The following is a 24,603-nucleotide window of genomic DNA, read 5'->3' as shown; positions in this document are numbered from 1 at the left end:
GGTTATTTCAAACTTTCCATACGCATGCGCATCACCGGGGCACTGATCGCCGCCAGCGCCTCGATTTGCGCAATAGCCCTGTTCATCTTCTCCTCGCGCACGCGGCGGGTGAGCAGGATCACCGGCACGGTACTGTCCTCTTCGGAAGGCTCCTTCTGGATTACCGCTTCGATGCTGATGTCGAGATCGCCCAGGATACGGGTGACGTCGGCCAGCACGCCCGGCTTGTCCTGAGCCTGCAGGCGCAGGTAGTAAGCGGTCTCCACCTGCTCCATCGGCAGGATGGGAATATCGTGCAGGGCATCGGGCTGGAAGGCCAGATGTGGCACGCGGTTGTTGGGATCGGAGGTGAGGGTGCGCACCACATCCACCAGATCGGCCACCACGGCGGAGGCCGTCGGCTCGGCACCGGCGCCGGCACCGTAATACAGGGTCGGTCCGACGGCGTCGCCCTTCACCAGCACGGAATTCATCACGCCGTCGACGTTGGCGATGAGACGACGTGCCGGGATCAACGTCGGGTGCACACGCAGCTCGATGCCGCCATTGGTGCGGCGCGCCACACCGAGGTGCTTGATGCGATAGCCGAGCTGTTCGGCATAAGCCACATCCTCGCGGGTGATGCGCGTGATACCTTCGGTGTAGACCTTGTCGAACTGCAGCGGGATACCGAAGGCGATGGCGGCGAGGATGGTCAGCTTGTGCGCCGCATCGATGCCTTCCACGTCGAAGGTGGGATCGGCCTCGGCATAGCCCAGGCGCTGCGCCTCGGCCAGCACATCGGCGAAGTCACGCCCCTTGTCGCGCATCTCGGTGAGGATGAAATTGCCGGTACCGTTGATGATGCCGGCGAGCCACTCGATGCGGTTGGCGGCGAGGCCCTCGCGAATTGCCTTGATGATGGGAATGCCGCCGGCCACCGCGGCCTCGAACGCCACCATCACGCCCTTCTGCTGCGCCTTGGCAAAGATATGGTTGCCGTACTTGGCGATGAGCGCCTTGTTGGCGGTGACCACGTGCTTGCCGTTGTCGATGGCGCGGTTGACCATTTCCCAGGCCAGACCGTCGCCGCCGATCAGCTCGACGATGACATCCAGCTCCGGATTGTCCACCACCTCGCAGGGATCGGTGGTCAGGGTAATGCCGGTGGTGTCACAGATACGCGCCTTGCTGATGTCACGCGCAGCGGCATGCGTGATGACGATGCCGCGACCGGCGCGGCGGGCGATCTCTTCGGCATTGCGTTTGAGCACGTTGACGGTACCACCACCGACGGTACCGAGGCCCAACAGTCCTACCTTGACGGGTTTCATCTTTCCAATGTCCTGCTACGTGTTTTGAATTATTGGCCGTGATGGCGCTTGCGGTAGTGTTCCAGGAAGCGCGCGAAACGGGTCATCGCCTCGGTCATCTCATCCATGCCGGGCAGAAAGACCAGGCGCAGGTGATCCGGTGCCGGCCAGTTGAAGCCGGTGCCCTGCACCACCAGCACCTTCTCGTCTTCCAGCAGTTCGAGAATGAACTGGCGGTCATCACGAATCGGATACACCTTGGGGTCGAGACGCGGGAAGGCATACATCGCACCCTGCGGCTTGACACAGGACACGCCGGGGATGGCGTTCAGCGCCTCCCAGGTGTACTGGCGCTGGCGATACAGCCGACCGCCCGGCGCCACCAGATCGTTGATGCTCTGATAACCGCCCAGTGCGGTCTGAATGGCGTGCTGCGCCGGCACGTTGGAACACAGGCGCATGGAGGCCAGCATGGTCAGCCCCTCGATGTAATCGCCGGCATGGCGCTTGTCGCCGGACACCACCAGCCAGCCGGCACGGTAGCCGGCGGCGCGGTAATTCTTCGACAGGCCATTGAAAGTGACGAAAAACACATCGTCGGCCAGCGAGGCGATGGAGGTATGCGTCACGCCGTCGTACAGCACCTTGTCGTAGATCTCGTCGGCATAGACGATGAGCTGGTGCTGACGGGCGATCTCGACCAGTTCCTGCAACAGGTCCAGCGGATACACTGCGCCGGTTGGATTGTTCGGGTTGATGATGACGATGGCGCGGGTGTTCGGCGTGATCTTGGCGCGAATGTCGTCCGGGTCCGGCAACCAGCCGGACTGCTCGTCACAGATGTAGTGGCGCGCGATGCCGCCGCCCAGCGATACCGCAGCGGTCCACAACGGATAGTCCGGCGCCGGCACCAGCACCTCGTCACCGTTATTGAGCAGGGCCTGCATCGCCATCACGATCAGCTCGGAGACGCCGTTGCCAACATAGATGTCCTCCAGCTGCACGTTGGCGATCTTCTTCTCCTGCGTGTAGTGCATGATCGCCTTGCGCGCGGAGAACAATCCCTTGGACTCGGAATAGCCCGAGGCGGCGGGCAGATTGTAGATGACATCTTGGATGATCTCTTCCGGCGCCTCGAAACCGAACGCCGCCGGATTGCCGATGTTCAGCTTGATGATGCGATGCCCCTCTTCCTCCATCTGGCGCGAGCGCGCCATCACCGGGCCGCGGATGTCGTAGCAGACATTGGCCAGCTTGGTGGATTTATGTACCGGACGTAACAGGGGCACGGAGGAACTCGACGTGGGTTTGATGAGTTTCAAAGTAAACCATCCTTGCGAAACATTTCGCGTATACCGCGGATTGCCTGGCGGGTGCGGTGCTCGTTCTCGATCAGGCTGAAGCGTACATGATCGTCGCCATAGTCGCCGAATCCGATGCCGGGCGACACCGCCACCTTGGCTTCTTCCAGCAGGCGCTTGGAGAACTCCAGTGAGCCGAGATGGCGATAGGCCTCGGGAATCTGTGCCCACACGAACATGGTGGCCTTGGGCGGCGTCACCTGCCAACCGATGCCGTTGAGCCCCTCGCACAGCACGTCGCGGCGCCTCTGGTACATGTCGCTGATCTCGCGCACGCAGTCCTGCGGCCCTTCCAGCGCGGCGATGGCCGCCACCTGGATCGGCGTGAACATGCCGTAGTCGAGATAGGACTTGATGCGCGCCAACGCACCAACCAGCGTCGGGTTACCGACCATGAAACCGACGCGCCAGCCGGGCATGTTGTAACTCTTGGACAGGGTGAAGAACTCCACCGCCACGTCCTTGGCGCCCGGCACCTGCATGATGGACGGCGCGACATAGCCGTCGAAGGCGATGTCGGCATAGGCGAGATCGTGGATCACCCAGATCTGGTGCTCGCGGCAGATGGCCACCACGTTCTCGAAGAACTCGAGGTCGACACACTGGGTGGTCGGGTTGCCCGGGAAGTTCAGCACCAGGAATTTCGGCTTGGGCCAGGAGGTGCGAATGGCCTTCTCCAGTTCGGCGAAGAAATCGACGCCCTCGTGCAGCGGCACATGGCGGATATCGGCGCCGGCGATGACAAAACCATAGGGATGGATCGGATAGGCCGGATTGGGCACCAGCACGGCATCGCCGGGGCCGACGGTGGCCAGGGCGAGGTGCGCCAGGCCTTCCTTGGAGCCGATGGTGACGATGGCCTCGCTGTCCGGGTTCAGCTCGACGGCGAAGCGGTTCCTGTACCAGGTGCAGATCGCCTTGCGCAGGCGCGGGATACCCTTGGAGACGGAATAACGGTGGGTATCGCCGCGCTGCGCCGCCTCCACCAGTTTGTCGACGATGTGCTGCGGAGTCGGCTGGTCGGGGTTGCCCATGCCGAAGTCGATGATATCCTCGCCGCGCGCCCGGGCCTTCTGCTTCAGATCGGTGACTATGGCGAAGACATAAGGCGGTAAACGCTTGATTCTCTGGAAGTCTTCTATCAAAGCCGTGGTTCCGCGCACAGGTTGACGCCGGGGAAACCCCGGGCCGAATAAAGCTGCTAACATTACTGGCCCGGTTTTCTGCTGTCAACGAATCGCCGGGAGCGATTCGTCGCTTCAGCCCCCGCAGGGGGGGAGGCGCAGGGATGCGCCGAACAACGAATCGCCGGGAGCGATTCGTCGCTTCAGCCCCCGCAGGGGGGAGGCGCAGGGATGCGCCGAACAACGAATCGCCGGGAGCGATTCGTCGCTTCAGCCCCCGCAAGGGGTGAGGCGCAGGGATGCGCCGAACAACGAATCGCCGGGAGCGATTCGTCGCTTCAGCCCCCGCAGGGGGTGAGGCGCAGGGATGCGCCAAGCAACACAAACCACTCCTATGGAAGGTCTGAATAAGTCCATCCTGGACTTCTCAGACCACGCCAAGCGAAAAGTGTGATTTTCGCTTGGCTTCATTTTTCAACGACTTATCGTCGTTGAAAAATGGCGGCACATCCCTGTGCCGCGGAAGCTCTGAACTTATTCAGAGCTTCCCTATATCATATTGCGCGTTATTGCCCAGGATTTTTGCCCATGAAGTTCAGTCAGGACACGTTCGGCAGCGGCTATGCCATCCGCGCCTACGATGCCGCAACGGTCACCATCATCGGCCCTGGCGCGCCGAACGAGAACGGCAGCGTGCAGCCCGTCAGCGAGGTGCTGCGCCGCAGCTTCGCCCTCGCCCCGGACCGGCTGCTGCGCGACTGGCCGCCGCAACAGTACGCCGACCTGCACAGCGAACACTTCGCCACTCTCCTGGCCCTGGAACCGGAGGTGGTCCTGCTCGGCACCGGCACGAGTTTCCGCTACACCTCCCCCGCCCTGCTCGCCCCGCTCACCGCGCTCGGCATCGGCGTGGAGGTCATGGACACCGGTGCTGCCTGCCGGACCTACAACGTCCTCGCCGGAGAAGGCCGCCAGGTGGTGGCCGCCATCCTGATCGAGGCCACCCCCTGAAAAGCAAACGGGGCGGAAACCGCCCGGTCCCGCCCCGTCCGCCAGCGCCGTTACTTACGGAAGGTCTGAATAAGTCCATCCTGGACTTCTCAGACCACGCCAAGCGAAAAGTGTGATTTTCGCTTGGCTTCATTTTTCAACGACTTATCGTCGTTGAAAAATGGCGGCACATTCCTGTGCCGCGGAAGCTCTGAACTTATTCAGAACTTCCTTACATGTACCGGATCATCGCCTCGCCGAAGGCCGAGCAGGACAACTCCTGGGCACCGTCCATCAGGCGGGCGAAGTCATAGGTCACGGTCTTGGCCTGAATGGCGCCGGACATGCCCTTGACGATGAGGTCGGCGGCCTCGCTCCAGCCCAGGTGGCGCAGCATCATCTCGGCGGAGAGGATGATGGAGCCGGGGTTGACCTTGTCCTGGCCGGCGTACTTGGGCGCGGTGCCGTGGGTGGCCTCGAACATGGCCACGGCGTCGGACAGGTTGGCCCCGGGGGCGATGCCGATGCCACCCACCTGGGCCGCCAGGGCGTCGGAGATGTAGTCGCCGTTCAGGTTCAGGGTAGCGACCACGCTGTATTCCTCGGGGCGCAGCAGGATCTGCTGCAGGAAGGCGTCGGCGATGACGTCCTTCACCACGATCTCGCGGCCGGTCTTGGGGTTCTTGAACGCGCACCACGGCCCCTTGTCGATGAGCTGGGCACCGAACTCCTTCTGCGCCAGGGCGTAGCCCCAGTCACGGAAGGCGCCTTCGGTGAACTTCATGATGTTGCCTTTGTGCACCAGCGTTACCGAGGAGCGATCGTTATCGATGGCGTACTGGATCGCCTTGCGCACCAGGCGCTCGGTGCCCTCGCGCGATACCGGCTTGATGCCGATGCCGGAGGTGGCCGGGAAGCGGATCTTCTTGCCGGCATTCATCTCCTTGGAGAGGAACTCGATGACCTTTTTCGCCCCCTCGCTCTCCGCCGCCCACTCGATGCCGGCGTAGATGTCCTCGGTGTTCTCGCGGAAGATCACCATGTCGGTCTTCTCCGGCTCCTTCAACGGGCTGGGGGTGCCGGCGTAGTAGCGCACCGGACGCAGGCAGACGTACAGATCCAGCTCCTGGCGCAGGGTGACGTTGAGGGAACGGATACCGCCGCCCACCGGGGTGGTCAGGGGGCCCTTGATGGACACCACGAACTCCTTCACCGCCTGCATGGTCTCTTCCGGCAGCCACACGTCGCGCGCGTAGACCTTGTTGGCCTTCTCGCCGGCATACACCTCCATCCAGGCGATGGAACGCTTGCCGCCGTAGGCCTTGGCCACTGCCGCGTCCACCACCTTACGCATCACCGGGGTGATGTCGACGCCGGTGCCGTCACCTTCGATGAAGGGAATGATCGGGCGGTCGGGGACGTTGAGGGAAAAATCCGCGTTGACGGTGATTTTCGTGCCGTCGGCGGGCACCTGGATCTTGTCGTAGGCCATGACTGCTCCGTGGGATAGCGGGAAAAATATGGCCGGATTCTAGCATCCGGGGCGGGGCGATGTCAGTCGCCGACTCAGAGGTCCGCGGCGGCGTCGACCAGGCGCGGCCGGCCGGTAAGGTAGCCCTGGGCGAAATCGACGCCGATCTCGTCGAGCAGGCGCAGCACCTCATCGTTGTCCACGTATTCCGCCACCGTCTGCTTGCCCATGGCATGGGCAATCTCGTTCATCGACTTCACCATCGCCAGCTGCACGCTGTCCTTGGCGATATCACGCACGAAGGAGCCGTCGATCTTGACGTAATCCACCGGCAGATCCTTGAGATAGGCGAACGAGCTATAGCCGACACCGAAATCGTCCAATGCCGTGGCGCAGCCCAGGGCCCGCAGACTGGCGAGGAAATCCACCGCCGCCGACAGGTCGGCCATGGCGATGGTTTCGGTGATCTCGAAGGTCAGGCGCTGCGGGGCGACATCGTGCTGTTCCAGCTCCGCGGTGATCAATCGCAACATATCCTGATCGCCGATGGCCATGGCCGACAGGTTGACGGACAGGCGAGCGCCAGGCTCGACGACATTCTCGGCCAGCAGGCGGATGGCCTTGCGCACCACCCAGCGGTCGATCTCCAGAATCAGGCCGAAACGCTCCGCCGAGGGCATGAAACCGGACGGCATGATGATCTCGTCGCTCTCGCCGTGCATGCGCAGCAGCAGCTCGTAGCTTACGATGGAGCGCTGCGGGATGGTGACGATGGGTTGCAGGGCGAACACAAAGCGATCCTGCTCGATGGCCTGCTTGATGCTGCGGGCCCAGCCCATGTCGGCGAACATGGTATCCATGTTGGCGCGGTCGGTGGCCTCATACAGATGCACGCAGTTGCGGCCGGCGCGCTTGGCCATGTGGCAGGCGATGTCGGCACGCGCCATCAGGTCCTCGCGCGAGGTGACATCGGATTCGAACATCGCAAGGCCGATGGAACAGCCGATATCCACCACCCGCCCCTCATGGCGGAAGTTGTAGTCGGCCATCAGCTGGCGGTAGCTCTCCGCCGTGGACAGGGCATGCTCCAGATCGACATCGTAGAGTAGCACGGCAAACTCGTCGCCGCCGAGCCGCGCGATCATGTCGCTCTTGCGACTGCGTTTGGTGATCAGCCCGGCCACCTCGATCAGCACGCGATCGCCGGCGAGATGACCCAGGGTGTCGTTGACGAACTTGAAGTTGTCCAGATCGATATACAGGAGGGCGCAATTGAGACCCTTCTGGCGCATGGAGCGCTGCATCACCCGCTCCAGTTCATCGGTAAAGTACTGGCGGTTGTATAGCCCGGTCAACGAATCATGCTCGGCCAGATGGCGCAGATGGTCCAGCATCGCCTTGCGCTCGCTGATGTCCGACACGATGGCAGTGAAGTAGCGCCGCCCGTCCAGCATCATCTCGCCGACCTTGATGGACATGGGGAATATGGTGCCATCCTTGCGCTGGGCATTGACGTTCATCTCGTTGCCGATGATGCGCTGTTCACCGGTCTCGATGTAGCGTCGGATGTAATTGTCATGCTCCTCGCGTATCGGATGCGGCATCAGCAGGTTGACCTTTTCGCCGATGACCTCCTCCGCCGTGTAGCGGAACAGCGATTCGGCGGCGGTATTGAAGGTTTCGATGACACCGTGCTCATTGATGGTGATGATACCGTCGCTGGCATTATCCAGAATGGAGCGCAGGCGCATTTCGCGGGCATTGACCTGGTTCTGCATCTCGCGGAAGGAACTCAGCAGGGCATCGGTTTCATAGGTCCGCGTTTTCAGCAGCGGGGTATAGGCCTCACCCTTGCCGAGGGCCTGCAGGGCCATGATGACCTGATCGATGGGACGGCGAATGGCCAGTTCGTAGGCGACATAGGCCACCAGCAGCAAAAACACCAGCACGGCGATGACGCGCCAGAGAAAACCGGTGAGCTCCTCGGCAAGACGCAGGGAACTCATCATGCTCTTCGAACCCAGGATGCCCAGCTTGGCTTCGATGGAGTCGAAGCTGCGCCGCACCTCGGCAAACGACGGCTGGATGATATTGCGCAGCACGGCAATATCGCCACGCCAGGCACCCGATGCATAGATGCGGACGATGTCGCCGAAATGCTCCTCGTACTCACCGGCGAGCTGCTGCATCTGTTCGGCACGCTCTGCCAGCAGGGGCAGCCGCGCATTTCTCGCATGGCGTCGCAGGATATCGAGATGACGACGGATCTCGCGCATGTACTCGCTGCGGGTCTGCAGCTGCTGCTGCATGCCGGCCTCCGGGGTACCGAAAACACCCGAACGGTTGGCGATATACATGCGCACCGTGCTGATCTGCTGCGACCATAGATAGCGCAGCTCCTGCAACGATCGCTGCAGGTCGCGGGCAAAGGCACCGCTCGCCTCCACCTCGACGGCCAACATAGCATCATCCAGGGCGGCGGCAAACGCGACATTCAGTGGAAAGAGCTTGCCGGTAATGATAGGTGAGGCCGGAAAGCGCTTATCGAGGGTGGCGATGACATCCAGCAGGTCACGCACGTCCTTGTCCACCAGGCGCAAGGTCATGAGCAGGGTGTCGAAGCTCTGCTGCACCGTGTCATCCTCCGCCAGCAGCACGGAGGCACGCAGTTCGGCCGTCTGGTGATTTATTTCGCCCAGCAACTGCTCCACGCCGGCGCGTGCCGAATCGTCCTGCAGCACCGCATAGCGGTACAGGCCGCCCTCCATGAAATACACGGTGTTCTTCAGCGTCGCGATACCGGCGGTGAAGGCCTGCTGTTGCGCCATCCCCTCCTGGGAGCGGGCCGCCGTCTCACGCACCCGCTGATCGGCATGCAGCACGGCACCGAGCAAGAGCACGCTCAGGAGCAAGGACAGCGCTATAATGCGCCGACGTATGCTGCGCAGCCAGTGAGGCATGGTTTCTTCTTATTGCGTATTGTTGAGCTGTGGTATTGGGAACCGGGCAACGGTACCATATCGCAGCCATTTCCTGCCATGCAGCCTGACAACAGCGGCCTCCCGAGTTACGTGACAAAAGTCATCCTGTTCAATAAGCCCTACGGTGTGCTGCCGCAATTCACCGACACCGAAGGCCGTCCCACCCTGGCTCTGTATCTGTCCCAACCCGGCATCCGCCCGGCCGGACGCCTGGATAGGGACAGCGAGGGACTGTTGCTGCTGACGGACAATGGCGCCCTGCAGCATCGCATCAGTCACCCGCGCCACAAACTGCCCAAGACCTACTGGGTCCAGGTGGAAGGCGTGCCGGATGAAGCGGCGCTGGAGCGGCTGCGCCGCGGTGTGCTGCTCAACGACGGCCCCACGGCACCGGCCAGGGTGCGGCAGATCGAGGAACCGGCGCTGTGGCCGCGCCAGCCGCCGATCCGCTACCGGGCAGCGATCCCCACCTGCTGGCTCGAACTGGAGATCAGCGAGGGACGCAACCGCCAGGTGCGGCGCATGACCGCGGCGGTGGGCCACCCCACCCTGCGCCTGGTGCGCTGGGCCATCGGGCCATGGACCGTGGCCGGCCTCGCCCCCGGCGAATGGCGCGCACTGGCGGCCGATGAATATGCAAATCTGATACAGGAAACCAAAAATGGAAATCTGGAAACCCCACGTCACCGTCGCCAGCGTGCTGGAGCAGGACGGCAAGTTCCTGCTGGTGGAGGAAGAGGCCGACGGCCGCGTGGTGTATAACCAGCCCGCCGGTCATCTGGAAGAGGACGAGAGCCCCATCGCCGGCGCCGCACGCGAGACGCGGGAGGAAACCCGTTACGACTTCGTGCCCGAGGCCCTGCTCGGGGTGTACCGCTGGCGCAAGCCGGACAGCGACATCACCTACCTGCGCTTTGCCTTCACCGGCCGCATCACCGGCCACGACCCCGCACGCGCCCTCGACAGCGGCATCCTGCGCCCGGTGTGGCTCAGTCGTGACGAAGTGGCCGCCCTGGGCGACGCCCTGCGCAGTCCGCTGGTACTGCGCTGCATCGACGACTACATCGCCGGCAAGCGCTACCCACTGGAACTGCTGACGGAGATGGTGTGAGTAACAAGCCCTACGTCATCGTCGGCATGTCCGGCGGCGTCGACTCCTCGGTCGCCGCCCTGTTGCTGCTGCAGCAGGGCTACCGGGTGGAAGGCCTGTTCATGAAGAACTGGGAGGAGGACGACGATGCGGACTACTGCGCCGCCGCCGTCGACCTCGCCGACGCGCGCGCGGTATGCGACAGACTGGGCATCCCGCTGCACACCATCAACTTCTCCGCCGAATACTGGGAACGGGTATTCAGCCACTTCCTGGCCGAATACAGCGCCGGGCGCACGCCCAACCCGGACATCCTGTGCAACAAGGAGATCAAGTTCCGCGCCTTTCTCGACCATGCCCTGGAACTCGGTGCCGACGCCATCGCCACCGGCCACTACGCCCGTGTGCACCGTGGTGATGACGGCGTCTACCAGTTGCTGAAGGGCCTCGACCCGGACAAGGATCAGAGCTACTTTCTCTACACCCTGCAACAGGAACAACTGGCGCATGCCCTGTTCCCGGTGGGCGGGCTGCGCAAGAGCGCCGTGCGCCGGCTGGCGCAGGACCACGGCCTCGTCACCCACGACAAGAAGGACAGCACCGGCATCTGCTTCATCGGCGAGCGCCGCTTCAAGGACTTCCTGGCCCGCTACCTGCCGGCACGGCCCGGCGAGATGCGCACCCCGGCGGGCGAACTGCTCGGCCACCACGACGGCCTGATGTACTACACCCTGGGTCAGCGCCAAGGCCTGGGCCTGGGCGGCCGCAAGGAGCACGGCGAGGCACCGTGGTATGTGGTGGGCAAGGATTTGGCGCAGAACATTCTGTGGGTGGACCAGGGCCATGATCATCCGTTGCTGTTCAGTCGCGCCCTCCAGGCCGGCCAGTTGCACTGGGTGGCCGGCCGGCCGCCTTCCCTGCCGCACCCCTGCCAGGCCAAGGTGCGCTACCGCCAAGGCGATCAACCCTGTACCATCACGGCCCTGCATGCCGACCGCTGCGAGGTGGACTTCGCCCAGCCGCAGCGCGCCGTCACACCGGGCCAGTCCGTGGTTTTCTATGATGGCGACATCTGCCTCGGCGGCGGCATCATCGAACAGACGACACCGAACTGAAGCCATGAGCAAGACCCTTACCGACCGCACCCTGGCCCTCGCCGGGCTGTTTCAGGCCGCGTCCCTGGTGGCACAGACCGCGCGCCGCGGCATGGTGGAGCAGGCCCCCTTCGAGGCGTTGATCCGCAGCCTGTTCGTGCGCGATGCCGAAACCACCGTGGATGTCTACGGCGATCTCTCCGCCCTGCGCCACGGCCTGCAAATCATGCGGAAGCAACTGAGCGGCAAGGTCGACGAACAGGATGTTGAGGTAATGCGCTATGTCGTGGCCCTGCTCACCCTGGAACGCAAACTTGCGGCGCGCAAGGACCTGCTCAACACCATCGCCGAAGGACTGCAAAAGGCCGAACGGCAGCGGGACCACTTCCATGCCACCCACGAATCCGTCATCGCCGCGCTGGCCGATATTTACATCAACACCATCAGCACCCTGCAGCCGCGCATCATGGTGACGGGTGAACACGGCCACCTGCAAAACCCCGACATCGCCAACCGCGTGCGCGCCCTGCTGCTGGCCGGTATGCGCTCCGCCGTGCTGTGGAGCCAGAGCGGCGGCGCCCGCTGGCAACTGTTGTTCAAACGCAAGGCTTTCGTCACCGAGGCACAGCGCCTGCTGGCACTGACGACCCATTGAACCCCAGTTGCAAGTGACAAGTTACAAGTGACAAGAAAACGTCTTGCCGTGTAATTTTGCTTGCAACTTGTAACTTGGAACTTGCGACTCAAATATGAAACACGACGCCCTGCTCAAACACGCCGCCACCCTGCTGGCCGCCATCCTCAACGGCCAGGGTGCCGCCGACAAGGCGATGGAGCGCTATTTCCGCGAGCACCGCGAGATGGGCGTGCGCGACCGCGGCGCCGTGGCAGAGACGGTGTACGCCTGTCTGCGCCGCCTGGCCCTGCTGCGCCATGCCGCTGGCGACAACGCCCCTGCCTCGGCGCTGGTGGCGGTACATTTTCTGACCCAGGGCTGGAGCGCGCGCGCCCTGGAACAGGCGCACTACCCCGAGCGCCCCGGCTTCGAGGCCCGCAGCCTGACCGAGCGCGTGCGCGCCCTGGCCACCAGCGAACTGCCGCTGGAGGTGCGCACCAATCTGCCCGGCTGGCTGGTGGAAAAGCTGGTGGCGCAGCTCGGCGAGGAGGAAACCCTGCGCCTGGCCGAAGCCCTCAATCAGCCGGCGCCGCTGGACCTGCGCGTCAACACCCTGAAGGCCGACCGCGCCGCCGTGCAGGCCAGACTGGCCGAGGAAGGCCACGCCCTGGAGCCGACACCCTACTCGCCCTTCGGCCTGCGCCGCGCCGACCGCGCCCCACTGTTCAAGAGCCCCAGCTTCCAGGGCGGCCTGTTCGAGGTGCAGGACGAGGGCAGCCAGTTGCTCGGTCTGCTGCTGGAGCCAAAGCGGCGCGAGATGGTGGTGGATTATTGCGCCGGCGCCGGCGGCAAGACCCTGGAACTCGGTGCCATGATGGCCAATACCGGCACACTGTACGCCTTCGACATCGTCGCCAAGCGTCTGGAGAAACTGAAGCCGCGCCTGGCCCGCGCCGGACTCGACAACGTGCGCACCGTGGTGATCTCCCCCGAGCGCGACGACCGCGTGCGCCGCCTCGCCGGCAAGGCGGACCGCGTGCTGGTGGATGCACCGTGCAGCGGCAGCGGCACCGTGCGCCGCAATCCCGACATCAAGTGGCGTCCGCTGGACCTCCCCGTCATCACCGCCACCCAGCGCCAGATTCTGGAGACCGCCGCCAGTCTGGTCCGCCCCGGCGGTCGCCTGGTCTATGCCACCTGCAGTCTGCTGCGCGAGGAAAACGAAGATGTGGTGCAGGCCTTCCTCGCAGCACACCCGGAGTTCTCCCTGCTCCCCGCCAGCGAAATTCTCGCCCGCCGCAACGTGGCCCTGCCCGACGCCGGGGAGGTGCTGCGCCTGTGGCCGCACCGCCACAATACCGACGGCTTCTTCGCCGCCGCGCTGGAGCGCAATGCCCAATAAACGGCCGGCGACACGAGCGCCCCGTTTCCTGTCATCACCCTGTCATCCGACGGCATCAGGATTGATGCCGTCGTCCGCTATTGCCCGCCGGATGTGAACTAGGTAACATCCTTACACGCAGCGGGCTTGTCAGACATTTGGCAACACGTCTCCGCTGCAATGGAGCTTTCCTGGAGTCAATCAAGGACGAGAACATGGACAAAAAACAAGTCATTACGCACCTGCGCGCCACCAAGTCCGCCCACATCAAGTGGCGCGCCTACGCCCAGGCCATCGTCGCCGGCCTCCCCATCAACGAAGATCAGGTTCCGGTCATCCATACCGACTGTGCCTTCGGCAAGTGGTACTACGGCCCGGGCCAGAAGCTGTCCTCGCTGCCGGGCTTCCAGGCCATCGAAACACCGCACGAAGCCCTGCACAGCATCTACATGCAGATCTTCAAGCTGCTGTTCGAGACCGAGGAAATAAGTTTTTTCCAAAAGCTCATTGGCACCGGAAAGAAGCGCGACGATCGCCGCGAGCAGCTCAACACCCTGCTCAACAGGCTGATCGAAATGTCCAAGACCCTGCTCGCCGCCATCGAGTTGCTGGAGCAGGAGGTGCTGGGGATGGACGAGAAGGCGGTCGCTGAACTGATCTGACATGTGGGAGCGGACCGAGTCCGCGATGCAGCGTGAGGGAGAAACACGCGTGTCGCGGACATGGTCCGCCCCTACAGGCGGTTATTCCACAGAACCAAACGAGGCATCGGCGCTGTAAGGCGGCAGCGGCAACCCGGCAATGCGCGATCCCTGCACCACCGGTCCGCGTGGGAACAGTGAATACAGCCAGCGCCGCCCGCCGTAGTCGTTGAAGGCCTCCTCCAGCGCCGCCGAAAGTACCCGTCCACTCGGCGCGCGACCGTTACGGCGATAGTGCTCGCGCAGGAAATGCACCACGTTCCAGTGGTCCGCCGTGAGCGCAATGCCCTCTTCCTGTGCCAGCCGCGCCGCCTCCCGCTCGTCCCAGGGAGGCAGTTCCAGCATATGCCCGTCAGGGTCGCGGCTGACGCTCTCCGCGTTGTGGATGAACTTGTTGATATCGACGTGACTCATGATGCACCTCCCTGGACCTGCCAATACCCAACCAATAGCATCGGATATTGCAAGTATAGTCCGCCGGGTGGACTACAGCAGGAAATAGGTGCAGGCAAACACCGCGGCAAAGACCGCCACCACGTCGGCGGTCAGCGCCGCCAGCAGGGTGTGGCGGATGCGGCGGATCTGTACCGCGCCAAAGTACACCGCCAGCACATAGAAGGTGGTTTCGGTGGAGCCTTGCAGGGTGCTGACCAGATAGCCGGTATAGCTGTCCGGACCGATGGCCGGGTCGTTGATGATGGAGGCCAGCACGCCATAGGCGCCCGAACCGGACAGGGGACGCAACAGCGCCATGGGCAGGGCCTCCGCCGGCAGACCGATGGCGCCGGTCCAGGGGGCGAGCGCGCTGACCGCCGCCACCAGCGCCCCGCTGGCGCGCAGCATCCCCACCGCCACCAGGATCGCCACCAGATAGGGAATGATGCGGATGGCGACCTGAAAGCCCTCTTTCGCCCCCTCCACGAACACCTCGTAGATGCGCACCCGCCGCAGCAGGCCGAAGGTGAGGAAACCCAGCATCAGGCCGGGCAGGATCCACGGCGCGATGACGCGGCCGTACAGGACGCTGAGGGGTATCAATGCCAGCAAGGTGCCCAGGGCCAGCATGGATATCCACAGCGGATAGGTCTGGCCGGCCTCTGCCGGCAGTGCCTTCTCCCCCGACGGCTCAACCACGCCCGGTGCCGGCGTGGCAACGGGTTCCAGGGGAAAGAAGCGGCGGTAGGCGAAGGCGGCGATGATCGCCGCCGCGGTGGCGCAGAAGGTGGCGAACAGCGTGGTGGGCAGGATGCCCGCCGGGTCGGCGGAGCCGGCCGCCGCGCGCAGGGCGATGACGCCGGTGGGCAGCAGGGTCACGCTGGAGGTGTTGATGGCGAGAAACAGCACCATGGCGTCGGTGGCCGTGCCGGGCCGGGTGTTGAGCCGCTCCAGCTCCTGCATGGCGCGGATGCCGAAGGGCGTGGCGGCATTGCCCAGGCCCAGGGCATTGGCGGAAAGATTGAGGATCATCGCCCCCATCGCCGGATGGTCCGCCGGCACCGAGGGAAACAGACGCACCATCAGCGGCCGGATCAGACGGGCGATGATCACCAGCAGCCCGCCCGCCTCGGCCACCTTCATCAGGCCGAGGAACAGCGTCATCACGCCCACAAGGCCCAGGGCCAGTTCCACCGAACCCGCCGCCGATTCCACCATGGCGGTGGACAGGGCATCCATCGGTGCCGCGCCCTCGCCTGCCCAGCGCAGCTGATGCCACGCGGCGGTACCAAACGCCACCGCGACGAGAAAGAAAAAGACGAAGTTCATTCGATTGGAAAGGCCAATTCGTTAAACGCAAAGACGCAAAGGACGCCAAGAGCGCAAAGGGCTTAAATTGATCTTCAGGGGTCGCGATTCCCTGCAAGCCGCTGATTTACCGGGCGCCTGCGTCGATGCCACTGCCTCCCTCTCGCAGATTCGCATCAACACCTTTGCGCTCTTGGCGTCCTTTGCGTCTTTGCGTTGAAGGCTTTTGTCCGTAATATCCGGCGCTCAAAGCTCCTTGCACACGTACTTGATGCTCGGGTCTTCCACGCTGGTGCTGACCGAGAAACCCAGGGCGCGCACGAAGGAGAGCATGTCGTGGTTGCTGGCCAGCACCTCTCCCTCCATGATGCGCAGGCCGCGTGAGCGTGCCGTCTCGATGAGGGCATCCATCAGGCGATGGGCGATGCCCTTGCGCTGCCAGGCGTCGGACACCACCACGGCGAACTCGCAGGTGGTACGGTCCGGGTTGGTGACGTAGCGCGACACCCCGATCTCCTCCTCGCCACCGTCCTTCTCCACCACCGCGATGAAGGCCATCTCGCGGTCGTAGTCGATCTGCGTGAAGCGGGCCAGCATCGCCGGCGTCAGCTCGTCGATGGTCTGCATGAAGCGGAAGTACTTGGTCTGTTCGGACAGCTTGCGCACGAACTCCTGCTCGATCTCCGCATCCTCCGGCCGGATCGGACGGATCACCAGATCGGTGCCATCGGGCAGCTGCCAACGGCTGACCAGCTGGTTCGGATAGGGGTAGATCGCCATGTGGTCGTAACGTTCGTGGGTGGCGTTGTGATAATCCACCACCACGCGCGCGTCCACGGCGATGGCGCCGGTGTCGTCGACGATGAGCGGGTTGATGTCCAGTTCCTTGACCCAGGGCAGCTCGCAGGCGATCTCGGAAACGCGCAGCAGCACGTTCTCCAGCGCCATCATGTCCGCCGCCGGCATGTGGCGGAAGGCCGCCAGCATCTTCGCCACCTTGGTGCGCTGGATCAGGTCCTTGGCCAGGAAGCGGTTGAGCGGCGGCAGCATCACCGCGCGGTCCCCCATCACCTCGACGGTGATGCCGCCGGCACCGAAGGTGATCACCGGACCGAACACCGGGTCGGTGGAAATGCCCACCAGCAGCTCACGGCCATTGGGCCGCTGCAACATCGGCTCGACGGTGATGCCGTCGATGCGCGCCTCGGGGCGATTGCGCCGCACGGCGGTGACGATGTCGTTGTAGGCGCTGCGCACGCCCTGCGCCGTGTTGATGCCGAGGCGCACGCCGCCGGCATCGGACTTGTGGGTGATGTCCGGCGAGTTGATCTTCATCGCCACCGGCAGGCCCATGGACGCCGCCTGCACCAGGGCCTCGTTGGGCGAACGTACCACCACCGCCCGTGCCGAGGGGATGTGGAAGCAACCGAGGATGGCCTTGGACTCGCTCTCCGACAGCACCTTGCGCCCCTCCGCCAGGGCGCCCTCGATGATCAGGCGCGCGCCCTCCACATCCGGCGGCACGCTCTGCCAGATCGGTCCCGGCGCCTGCAACAGCAGTTGCTGGTTGCGGTAATAGGCCGTCAGCGAGGCAAAGGCCTCCACCGCCGCCTCCGGGGTGTGGAAGGTGGGCAGGCCCGCCTCCACCAGCGTGGCACGACCTTCCGCCACCTGGGTCTGGCCCATCCAGGAACACAGCACCGGTTTCTTGTGCTGGCGGGCGATGGCGCCCACCGCGGCAGCCACCTCATTGGGGGCCGTCATCGCCTGCGGCGTCAGGATCACCAGCAGGCCATCGACGCCCGGATCGGCCAGGCAGGCATCCACCGCGGCGGCATAGCGCTCGGCGGTGGCGTCACCGATGACATCCACCGGATTGCCGTGCGACCAGGTGGGCGGCAAGGCCTCGTTGAGGCGGGCGATGGTCGCCTCGGACAGTTCCGCCAGCGGAATGCCGAGATCGGCCGCGCGGTCCGAGGCCATCACGCCCGGCCCGCCGCCGTTGGTCAGGATGCACAGCCGCTCACCCTTGGCGCGGAAACCCGCATCGAGCGTGCTGGCATTGGAGAACAGGTGGCCGATGCGCATGCCGCGCACCGCGCCGGCGCGGCGCAGCGCCGCGTCGAACACATCGTCGGCGCCGGCCAGGGCGCCGGTATGGGACATGGCCGCCTTGGAACCGGAGGTATGGCGGCCCACCTTCAGCGCCAGCACCGGCTTGACGCGGGAGGCGGCGCGCACGGCGCTCATGAAGCTGCGCGCGTTATGAATGCCTTCGATGTAGAGCAGGATGCTGTCGGTCTTGGGGTCGTTGACCAGGTAATCCAGCACGTCGCCGAAGTCGAGGTCGGCGGAGATGCCGGTGGAGACGACGGCGGAAAAACCGATGCCGTTGGGCGCCGCCCAGTCGAGGATGGCGGTGCAGATGGCGCCGGACTGCGACACCAGGGCCACGTTGCCGGGCTTGGCGCCGCCCTTGTTGAAGGTGACGTCGAGGCCGATGTCCGGGCGCATGATGCCGAGACAGTTGGGGCCGATGAAGCGGATGCCGTAGCGGCGCGCATTCTCCAGCACCGCCTTCTCCAGTTTCATGCCCTGCGGCCCCACCTCGCGGAAACCGGCGGAGATGATCACCGCCGCCTTGACGCCGTGCTGGCCGCAGTCCTCGATGATGGCCGGGATGGTCGGTGCGGGCGTGGTAATCACCGCCAGGTCGATGGTCTTGCCCAGCGCCTCCAGGGAAGGGTAAGCCTTCTGCCCCTGCACGGTGTCGCGCTTGGGGTTGATGGGATAGACGTCGCCCTTGAAACCGCTCTCCAGCATGTTCTTGAACACCAGCGCGCCCACCGCGTCGGGGCGATCGCTGGCACCGAAAATGACCACGGATTTGGGTTCGAACAGCCGCTTCAGATAGTGTTGTCCCATGACAGTCCCCGGTTTCTTTCCATGCAAGGTTCAGATGTCATTTAACCACAGTTGATCGCCACAAATCTGCCTCGCCGACGACGAATTGCACGGTAGCCAGATGCCGATGCCGGTGATACCTTGAACCGATAGTCCCAGCCGGAAATCCCGATGCGCACCGCCTATATTTCCCACCGTAATTGTCTGCTACACAACATGGGCGACTTCCACCCGGAAAGCCCGGAACGGCTCCATGCCATCGAGGATCGCCTGGTGGCGGCGCATCTGATGCCGCTGCTGCGCCACTACGACGCACCCCGCGCCGAGCGTGCGCAGTTGTTGCGCGTCCATGACCGCGGCTATGTGGATGACCTGTTCGCCCGCGCCCCGCAGCCCGGCCAGGCCGCGGTGAGGCTCGACCCGGACACCTGGCTCGCCCCGCACACCCTGGACGCCGCCCTGCATGCCGCCGGCGCCGTCGTCCTCGGTGTCGACCTCGTCATGAGCGGCGAGATGGAAACCGCCTTCTGCGCCATCCGCCCCCCCGGTCACCACGCCGAGCGCCAGCGTGCCATGGGCTTCTGCTTCTTCAACAACGTTGCCGTCGGCGCCGCCCATGCCCTGGCACAGCACGGCCTGGAACGCGTCGCCATCCTCGATTTCGATGCCCACCACGGCAACGGCATCGAGGACATCTTCAAGGACGACCCGCGCGTGCTGTACTGCTCCAGCTTCCAGCACCCCTTTTACCCGGAAACGCCGCTGGCCGATCGCCCCAACCTCATCCACAGCAGGCTGCGCAAAGGTGCCTACAGCGAGGAGTTCCAGCAGGCCGTGACGGAACAGTGGCTGCCTGCGCTGGATCGCTTCGCGCCACAGCTCATCATGGTCTCCGCCGGCTTCGACGCCCACTTCGAAGACGACATGTCCGGACTCAACCTGCTCGACACCGACTATGCCTGGGTCACCGAGCGCATCATGGAGGTGGCCGTCGTGCACTGCGCCAGCCGCGTCGTCTCGGCGCTGGAAGGCGGCTACGTGATGAACGCCCTTGGCCGCAGCGCCGCGGCGCATATCAAGGTGCTGATGGGGGTGCATTGAGCATCTGGCGCTGGCGGTCTCGAATGTATTCGCGATAGGTGACGTAATGCCGCCTATCTAGGCTATGCTAGGACGCAGGACCGGAAACATCGGCCCGCACAACAACGGAGGACACGATGCACCGTATGGTCACCATCGACGGCAACGAAGCTGCCGCCACCATTGCCCATCTCACCAACGAAGTCATCGCCATCTACCCCATCACCCCCGCCTCGCCCATGGGCGAGCACGCCGACGAATGGTCGGCGCAAGGGCGCAGGAATCTGTGGGGCACCGTCCCCTCGGTAATTGAAATGCAGAGCGAGGGCGGCGCCGCCGGTGCGCTGCACGGCGCCCTGCAGGCCGGCGCGCTGTGCACCACCTTCACCGCCTCGCAGGGCCTGCTGCTGATGATCCCCAACATGTACAAGATCGCCGGCGAGCTGACGCCGATGGTGCTGCACGTGGCGGCGCGCTCGCTGGCGGCGCAGGCGCTGTCCATCTTCTGCGACCACTCCGACGTGATGGCCACCCGCGGCACCGGCTTTGCCATGCTGTGCGCCAACTCCGTGCAGGAGGTCATGGATATGGCGCTCATTGCCCAGGCCGCAACGCTGGAGGCGCGCGTGCCGATCCTGCATTTCTTCGACGGCTTCCGCACCTCGCACGAGGTAGCGAAGATCGAGGCCATCGATCGCAGCGTGGTGCGCGCGCTGATCAGCGACGAACTGGTGCAGGCGCACCGCGCCCGCGCCCTCAACCCGGAGCATCCGGTGCTGCGCGGCAGCTCGCAGAACCCGGACGTGTATTTCCAGGGCCGCGAGAGCGTCAACGGCTGGTATCAGCAGATGCCCGTCATCGTACAATCGGTAATGAACCGTTTTGCCGAACTCACCGGCCGCCAGTATCACCTGTTCGACTACGTCGGCGCCGCCGACGCCGAGCGGGTCATCGTGCTGATGGGCTCCGGCGCCGAGGCGGCGCACGAGACCGTCGAGCATCTGCTGGCCCATGGCGAAAAGGTCGGCCTGCTCAAGGTGCGCCTGTACCGTCCCTTCGACCCCACCGCCCTGCTCGCCGCCCTGCCCGCCAGCGCGCGGCGCATCGCGGTGCTCGATCGCACCAAGGAGCCGGGGGCCGACGGCGAGCCGCTGTACAAGGACGTGCTCGCCGCGGTGGCGCAGTCCTATGCCGCCGGGCAATCGCGCTTCGCCGCCCTGCCGCGCATCGTCGGCGGCCGCTACGGCCTGTCCTCCAAGGAGTTCACGCCCGGCATGATCAAGGCGGTGTTCGACGAGCTGCAAAAGGAGCAGCCGCGCAACGGCTTCACCGTCGGCATCAACGACGATGTCACCCACACCAGCCTGGACTGGGACGCCTCCTTCCGCACCGACGCCGCACGTGCGGTGAACTGCGCGTTGTTCTACGGCCTCGGCTCCGACGGTACCGTGAGCGCCAACAAGAACACCATCAAGATCATCGGCGAGGCCACCGACCTGCACGCCCAGGGCTACTTCGTCTACGACTCGAAGAAATCCGGCGCCGTCACCGTCTCGCACCTGCGCTTCGGCAAGCAGCCGATCCGCTCCAGCTACCTCATCGGTGACAACGAGGCGCAGTTCATCGGCTGCCACCAGACCGTATTCCTGGAACGCTACGACATGCTGGACAAGGCGGCCCCCAATGCGGTGTTCCTGCTCAATACCAGCGCCGCGCCCGACGCGGCCTGGAACACCCTGCCGCGCCGCATGCAGCAGCAGATCATCGACAAGAACATCCGCTTCTTCGTCATCGATGCCTACAAGGTGGCGCAGGATGCCGGCATGCGCCAGCGCATCAACACCATCATGCAGACCTGCCACTTCGCCATCTCCGGACTGCTACCGCGCGAGGAGGCCATCAAGGCCATCAAGGAGGCGGTGGACAAGACCTATGGCAAGAAGGGCCAGAAGGTGGTGGAGCTCAACTACCGCGCCATCGACGCCGCCATCGCCAACCTGCACGAGGTGGCCGTGCCGGGCAAGGTCACCTCGGTGTTCGAGCGGCCGCCGGTGGTGGCCGCCAATGCGCCGGAATTCGTGCAGAAGGTAACCGCCGTGATGATGGCCGGGCGTGGCGACGAGCTGCCGGTCTCCGCCATCTCCGCCGACGGCACCTGGCCCACCGGCACCACGCGCTGGGAGAAACGCAACATCGCGCTGGAAATCCCCGTGTGGGACGAGAAGCTGTGCATCGCCTGCGGCAAGTGCCCCTTCGTCTGTCCGCACGCCGCCATCCGCAGCAAGCTGTTCGATCCGGCCCAGGCCAAGGACGCACCGCCCACCTTCAAGCATCAGCCACTCAAGGGCAAGGAGTTCCCGGAAGGCGCGCACATCGTCTATCAGGTGGCGCCGGAGGACTGCACCGGTTGCGGCCTGTGCGTCGACATCTGCCCGGTGAAGGACAAGGAAAATCCAGGCCGCCGCGCCCTAAACATGGCGCCGCAGCCGCCGCTGCGCGAACAGGAACGTGCCAACTTCGAATATTTCCTCCGCCTGCCCGAGTTCGATCGGCGCGAGGTGCGCAACACAGTGATAAAAAGTGCCATGCTGTTGCAGCCGCTGTTCGAGTTCTCCGGCGCCTGCTCCGGCTGCGGCGAAACCCCCTACCTGCGACTCGCCTCACAACTGTTCGGCGATCGCATGCTGGTGGCCAACGCCACCGGCTGCTCCTCCATCTACGGCGGCAACCTGCCCACCACCCCCTGGGCGCAGGATGCCAACGGCCGCGGCCCGGCCTGGAGCAACTCGCTGTTCGAGGACAATGCCGAGTTCGGCCTCGGCATGCGCGTCGCCATCGACAAGCAGCGCGAGTATGCCGTCGAACTGCTCAAGGCGCTGGCCGCCCACATCGGCGACGATCTGGTGACGGCGCTCCTCAGTGCGGCGCAGGACGACGAGGCCGGCATCCACGCGCAGCGCGAACACGTCGCCGCCCTGCGCGAGCGTCTGCAAAAGATCGATCGCCCCGAAGCGCGGCAACTGGAGGCCCTGGCCGACACCCTGGTGAAGAAGAGCGTGTGGATCGTCGGCGGCGACGGCTGGGCCTACGACATCGGCTTCGGCGGCCTCGACCACGTGCTCGCCTCTGGCCGCGACGTCAACATCCTGGTGCTGGACACCGAGGTATACTCCAACACCGGCGGCCAGACCTCCAAGGCGACGCCACGCGGCGCGGTGGCCAAGTTCTCCGCCGGCGGCAAGCCGACGCCGAAGAAGGACCTGGCGATGATCGCCATGGCCTACGGCAACGTCTATGTCGCCCAGGTGGCCTACGGTGCCAAGGACGTGCAAACCCTCAAGGCCTTCCTGGAGGCCGAGTCGTATCCCGGCGTCTCGCTCATCATCGCCTACAGCCCCTGTACTGCCTGGGGTACCGACATGCTGCAGAACCATGCCATGCAGGACCGCGCCGTGCGCAGCGGCCACTGGCCGCTGTTCCGCTACGACCCGCGCCGCCTGTCGCAGCAGGAAAATCCGCTGCAACTGGATTCCAAGGAGCCGTCCATCGCCTACCGCGAATTCGTCAGCCAGGAAACGCGCTTCAGCATGCTGTGGCGCAGCCATCCGGAGGCGGCGGAGCAGTTCCTCGGCCAGGCGCAAAAGCACGCCCTCAGCAACTACCAGCACTACCGCCAGCTGGCGGAACTGAGCTACGCGCAACCGGGCGACATCAAGACTGACAAGGCGAAGGAGTGATCATGACCCTGCGTACCACCTATCTCGGTCTGGAACTGAAAAACCCTCTGGTACCCTCCGCCTCGCCGCTGTCACGCAGCCTCGATGCCGCCAGGCGGCTGGAAGATGCAGGCGCCGCGGCGCTGGTGATGTATTCGCTGTTCGAGGAAGAACTGCTGCACGAGCATGAGGTGATGGACGCCTTTCTCCACAATCAGAGCCTGGGCCATGCCGAGGCCACCAGCTTTCTGCCCATGCACGGCGACATGCCCTCCAGGCATGAACGTTATCTGGAACAGCTGCAGCGCCTGAAACAAAGCCTGGATATCCCGGTGGTCGCCAGCCTCAACGGCATCACCCCCGGCGGCTGGATCGATTACGGCAAGGCCTTGCAGGAGGCCGGTGCCGATGCCCTGGAACTGAACGTCTATCACGTCGCCGCCGATCCGGAAACAAGCGGCGCCGAGGTGGAACAGCGTTACGTGGACCTGCTCACCGAACTGCGCCAGCACGTCAGCCTCCCCATCGCCATGAAGCTGTCGCCGCAGTTCAGTTCGGTGGCCAACATGGTGCGCCGCCTGGAACAGGCCGGCGCCAGCGGTGTCAGCCTGTTCAACCGCTTCTACCAGCCGGACATCGACCTCGACAGCCTGCGCGTCGCGCCGCAACTGCACCTCTCCACCTCCGCCGAGTCCCTGCTGGCCATGCGCTGGATAGCGATCCTGCACGGCCAGGTGAAACTCACCCTCGCCGCCACCGGCGGCGTGCACACCCACACCGATGCCCTGAAGATGCTGCTCGCCGGTGCCGACGTGGTACACCTGTGCAGCACCCTGCTGCTGCACGGTCCGCGCCGCCTCGCCGACATTCTGCGCGGCATGGAGGAATGGCTGGAGGAAAGTCCGTACGAATCGGTGGATCAGCTCAAGGGCATGCTCAGCCAGCGCCACGCCGGCGACACCTCGGCCTCCGCCTACGCACGCGCCAACTACCTGCAACTGTTGGACAGCTATCTGCCGGGGGTGGGTGTTTGAGAGGTGGCGGGGAAATGGTGCCGGT

General features: G+C 64.5%; 18 protein-coding genes. 10 read left to right on the top strand and 8 right to left on the bottom strand.

Annotated features, from left to right (window positions below):
* Window positions 1-2: 2 nt before the first annotated feature.
* From EP379_RS07245 to alaC, 3 genes are read right to left on the bottom strand one after another with little or no spacing between them, the layout of a single operon-like run.
* Window positions 3-1,313 carry a homoserine dehydrogenase gene (locus tag EP379_RS07245; RefSeq protein WP_127477169.1) on the bottom strand — a complete coding sequence of 437 codons (1,311 nt, stop codon included), beginning with the start codon at window positions 1,311-1,313 and terminating at the stop codon, window positions 3-5.
* A 29-nt stretch (window positions 1,314-1,342) separates the two neighbouring features.
* The gene (locus tag EP379_RS07240; RefSeq protein WP_232023991.1) at window positions 1,343-2,581 is read right to left on the bottom strand and encodes a pyridoxal phosphate-dependent aminotransferase; all 1,239 of its coding nucleotides are present in this window, start codon (window positions 2,579-2,581) and stop codon (window positions 1,343-1,345) included.
* 29 nt (window positions 2,582-2,610) lie between these two features.
* A complete protein-coding gene (gene alaC, locus EP379_RS07235) occupies window positions 2,611-3,798 on the bottom strand; it encodes an alanine transaminase (protein WP_127477168.1) in 1,188 nt (395 codons plus the stop codon).
* A 567-nt stretch (window positions 3,799-4,365) separates the two neighbouring features.
* On the opposite strand from alaC, the gene EP379_RS07230 reads away from it, so the two are divergent.
* The gene (locus EP379_RS07230) at window positions 4,366-4,788 is read left to right on the top strand and encodes an Mth938-like domain-containing protein (RefSeq protein ID WP_172600410.1); all 423 of its coding nucleotides are present in this window, start codon (window positions 4,366-4,368) and stop codon (window positions 4,786-4,788) included.
* Window positions 4,789-4,999: 211 nt separating this feature from the next.
* Here EP379_RS07230 and icd read toward each other — a convergent pair whose 3' ends face one another.
* Complete coding sequence (icd, locus tag EP379_RS07225) at window positions 5,000-6,259, bottom strand: NADP-dependent isocitrate dehydrogenase (protein ID WP_127477166.1); 1,260 nt, start codon at window positions 6,257-6,259, stop codon at window positions 5,000-5,002.
* A gap of 74 nt (window positions 6,260-6,333) precedes the next feature.
* On the bottom strand, window positions 6,334-9,198 hold the full coding sequence (locus EP379_RS07220) for a putative bifunctional diguanylate cyclase/phosphodiesterase (RefSeq protein WP_127477165.1): 2,865 nt from the start codon (window positions 9,196-9,198) through the stop codon (window positions 6,334-6,336).
* Between the two features lie 111 nt (window positions 9,199-9,309).
* Between EP379_RS07220 and EP379_RS07215 the strand changes: the two genes are divergently transcribed.
* The 6 genes from EP379_RS07215 (at window position 9,310) to EP379_RS07190 (ending at window position 14,062) form a co-directional block, all read left to right on the top strand.
* Complete coding sequence (locus EP379_RS07215) at window positions 9,310-9,981, top strand: pseudouridine synthase (protein WP_197722875.1); 672 nt, start codon at window positions 9,310-9,312, stop codon at window positions 9,979-9,981.
* The gene (locus EP379_RS07210) at window positions 9,881-10,330 is read left to right on the top strand and encodes an NUDIX hydrolase (RefSeq protein WP_127477163.1); all 450 of its coding nucleotides are present in this window, start codon (window positions 9,881-9,883) and stop codon (window positions 10,328-10,330) included. Before EP379_RS07215 ends, EP379_RS07210 begins: the two co-directional genes overlap by 101 nt.
* A gap of 26 nt (window positions 10,331-10,356) precedes the next feature.
* Complete coding sequence (gene mnmA, locus EP379_RS07205; RefSeq protein ID WP_127478860.1) at window positions 10,357-11,424, top strand: tRNA 2-thiouridine(34) synthase MnmA; 1,068 nt, start codon at window positions 10,357-10,359, stop codon at window positions 11,422-11,424.
* 4 nt (window positions 11,425-11,428) lie between these two features.
* Window positions 11,429-12,058: a high frequency lysogenization protein HflD gene (hflD, locus tag EP379_RS07200; RefSeq protein ID WP_127477162.1), complete on the top strand. Its 630-nt coding sequence runs from the start codon at window positions 11,429-11,431 to the stop codon at window positions 12,056-12,058.
* A 94-nt stretch (window positions 12,059-12,152) separates the two neighbouring features.
* Window positions 12,153-13,421, top strand: a complete 1,269-nt coding sequence (locus EP379_RS07195) for an RsmB/NOP family class I SAM-dependent RNA methyltransferase (protein ID WP_127477161.1) — start codon at window positions 12,153-12,155, stop codon at window positions 13,419-13,421.
* Between the two features lie 194 nt (window positions 13,422-13,615).
* Window positions 13,616-14,062 carry a CZB domain-containing protein gene (locus EP379_RS07190; RefSeq protein ID WP_127477160.1) on the top strand — a complete coding sequence of 149 codons (447 nt, stop codon included), beginning with the start codon at window positions 13,616-13,618 and terminating at the stop codon, window positions 14,060-14,062.
* Between the two features lie 81 nt (window positions 14,063-14,143).
* Here the strand turns inward: EP379_RS07190 and EP379_RS07185 are convergent, their stop codons facing one another.
* The 3 genes from EP379_RS07185 to EP379_RS07175 all read right to left on the bottom strand — a co-directional run bounded on the left by EP379_RS07185 (window position 14,144) and on the right by EP379_RS07175 (window position 18,769).
* Window positions 14,144-14,515, bottom strand: coding sequence for a TusE/DsrC/DsvC family sulfur relay protein (locus tag EP379_RS07185; protein ID WP_127477159.1), 372 nt, complete (start codon window positions 14,513-14,515; stop codon window positions 14,144-14,146).
* Between the two features lie 72 nt (window positions 14,516-14,587).
* Window positions 14,588-15,865, bottom strand: a complete 1,278-nt coding sequence (locus tag EP379_RS07180) for a nucleoside recognition domain-containing protein (protein ID WP_127477158.1) — start codon at window positions 15,863-15,865, stop codon at window positions 14,588-14,590.
* A gap of 225 nt (window positions 15,866-16,090) precedes the next feature.
* Entirely contained in the window at window positions 16,091-18,769 is a 2,679-nt protein-coding gene (locus EP379_RS07175) for a bifunctional acetate--CoA ligase family protein/GNAT family N-acetyltransferase (RefSeq protein WP_127477157.1), read from the bottom strand.
* Window positions 18,770-18,919: 150 nt separating this feature from the next.
* Here EP379_RS07175 and EP379_RS07170 point away from each other — a divergent pair, with 150 nt between their 5' ends.
* The 3 genes from EP379_RS07170 to EP379_RS07160 all read left to right on the top strand — a co-directional run bounded on the left by EP379_RS07170 (window position 18,920) and on the right by EP379_RS07160 (window position 24,578).
* Window positions 18,920-19,849 carry a histone deacetylase family protein gene (locus EP379_RS07170; protein WP_127477156.1) on the top strand — a complete coding sequence of 310 codons (930 nt, stop codon included), beginning with the start codon at window positions 18,920-18,922 and terminating at the stop codon, window positions 19,847-19,849.
* Between the two features lie 116 nt (window positions 19,850-19,965).
* On the top strand, window positions 19,966-23,565 hold the full coding sequence (nifJ, locus tag EP379_RS07165) for a pyruvate:ferredoxin (flavodoxin) oxidoreductase (protein WP_127477155.1): 3,600 nt from the start codon (window positions 19,966-19,968) through the stop codon (window positions 23,563-23,565).
* A 2-nt stretch (window positions 23,566-23,567) separates the two neighbouring features.
* Entirely contained in the window at window positions 23,568-24,578 is a 1,011-nt protein-coding gene (locus tag EP379_RS07160) for a dihydroorotate dehydrogenase-like protein (RefSeq protein ID WP_127477154.1), read from the top strand.
* The last annotated feature ends 25 nt before the right edge of the window (window positions 24,579-24,603 follow it).

The organism is Sulfurivermis fontis (assembly GCF_004001245.1).
GTDB lineage: Bacteria > Pseudomonadota > Gammaproteobacteria > Thiohalomonadales > Thiohalomonadaceae > Sulfurivermis > Sulfurivermis fontis.
This window is presented reverse-complemented; position numbering and strand designations above follow the sequence as displayed.

Coding starts and splice junctions, on each gene's coding strand:
- EP379_RS07195 (WP_127477161.1), top strand. CDS start 12,153: ATGAAACACGACGCCCTGCTCAAACACGCCGCCACCCTGCTGGCCGCC.
- EP379_RS07160 (WP_127477154.1), top strand. CDS start 23,568: ATGACCCTGCGTACCACCTATCTCGGTCTGGAACTGAAAAACCCTCTG.
- EP379_RS07230 (WP_172600410.1), top strand. CDS start 4,366: ATGAAGTTCAGTCAGGACACGTTCGGCAGCGGCTATGCCATCCGCGCC.
- EP379_RS07210 (WP_127477163.1), top strand. CDS start 9,881: ATGGAAATCTGGAAACCCCACGTCACCGTCGCCAGCGTGCTGGAGCAG.
- EP379_RS07220 (WP_127477165.1), bottom strand. CDS start 9,198: ATGCCTCACTGGCTGCGCAGCATACGTCGGCGCATTATAGCGCTGTCC.
- EP379_RS07190 (WP_127477160.1), top strand. CDS start 13,616: ATGGACAAAAAACAAGTCATTACGCACCTGCGCGCCACCAAGTCCGCC.
- icd (WP_127477166.1), bottom strand. CDS start 6,259: ATGGCCTACGACAAGATCCAGGTGCCCGCCGACGGCACGAAAATCACC.
- EP379_RS07185 (WP_127477159.1), bottom strand. CDS start 14,515: ATGAGTCACGTCGATATCAACAAGTTCATCCACAACGCGGAGAGCGTC.
- EP379_RS07245 (WP_127477169.1), bottom strand. CDS start 1,313: ATGAAACCCGTCAAGGTAGGACTGTTGGGCCTCGGTACCGTCGGTGGT.
- mnmA (WP_127478860.1), top strand. CDS start 10,357: ATGTCCGGCGGCGTCGACTCCTCGGTCGCCGCCCTGTTGCTGCTGCAG.
- hflD (WP_127477162.1), top strand. CDS start 11,429: ATGAGCAAGACCCTTACCGACCGCACCCTGGCCCTCGCCGGGCTGTTT.
- EP379_RS07170 (WP_127477156.1), top strand. CDS start 18,920: ATGCGCACCGCCTATATTTCCCACCGTAATTGTCTGCTACACAACATG.
- EP379_RS07180 (WP_127477158.1), bottom strand. CDS start 15,865: ATGAACTTCGTCTTTTTCTTTCTCGTCGCGGTGGCGTTTGGTACCGCC.
- nifJ (WP_127477155.1), top strand. CDS start 19,966: ATGCACCGTATGGTCACCATCGACGGCAACGAAGCTGCCGCCACCATT.
- EP379_RS07175 (WP_127477157.1), bottom strand. CDS start 18,769: ATGGGACAACACTATCTGAAGCGGCTGTTCGAACCCAAATCCGTGGTC.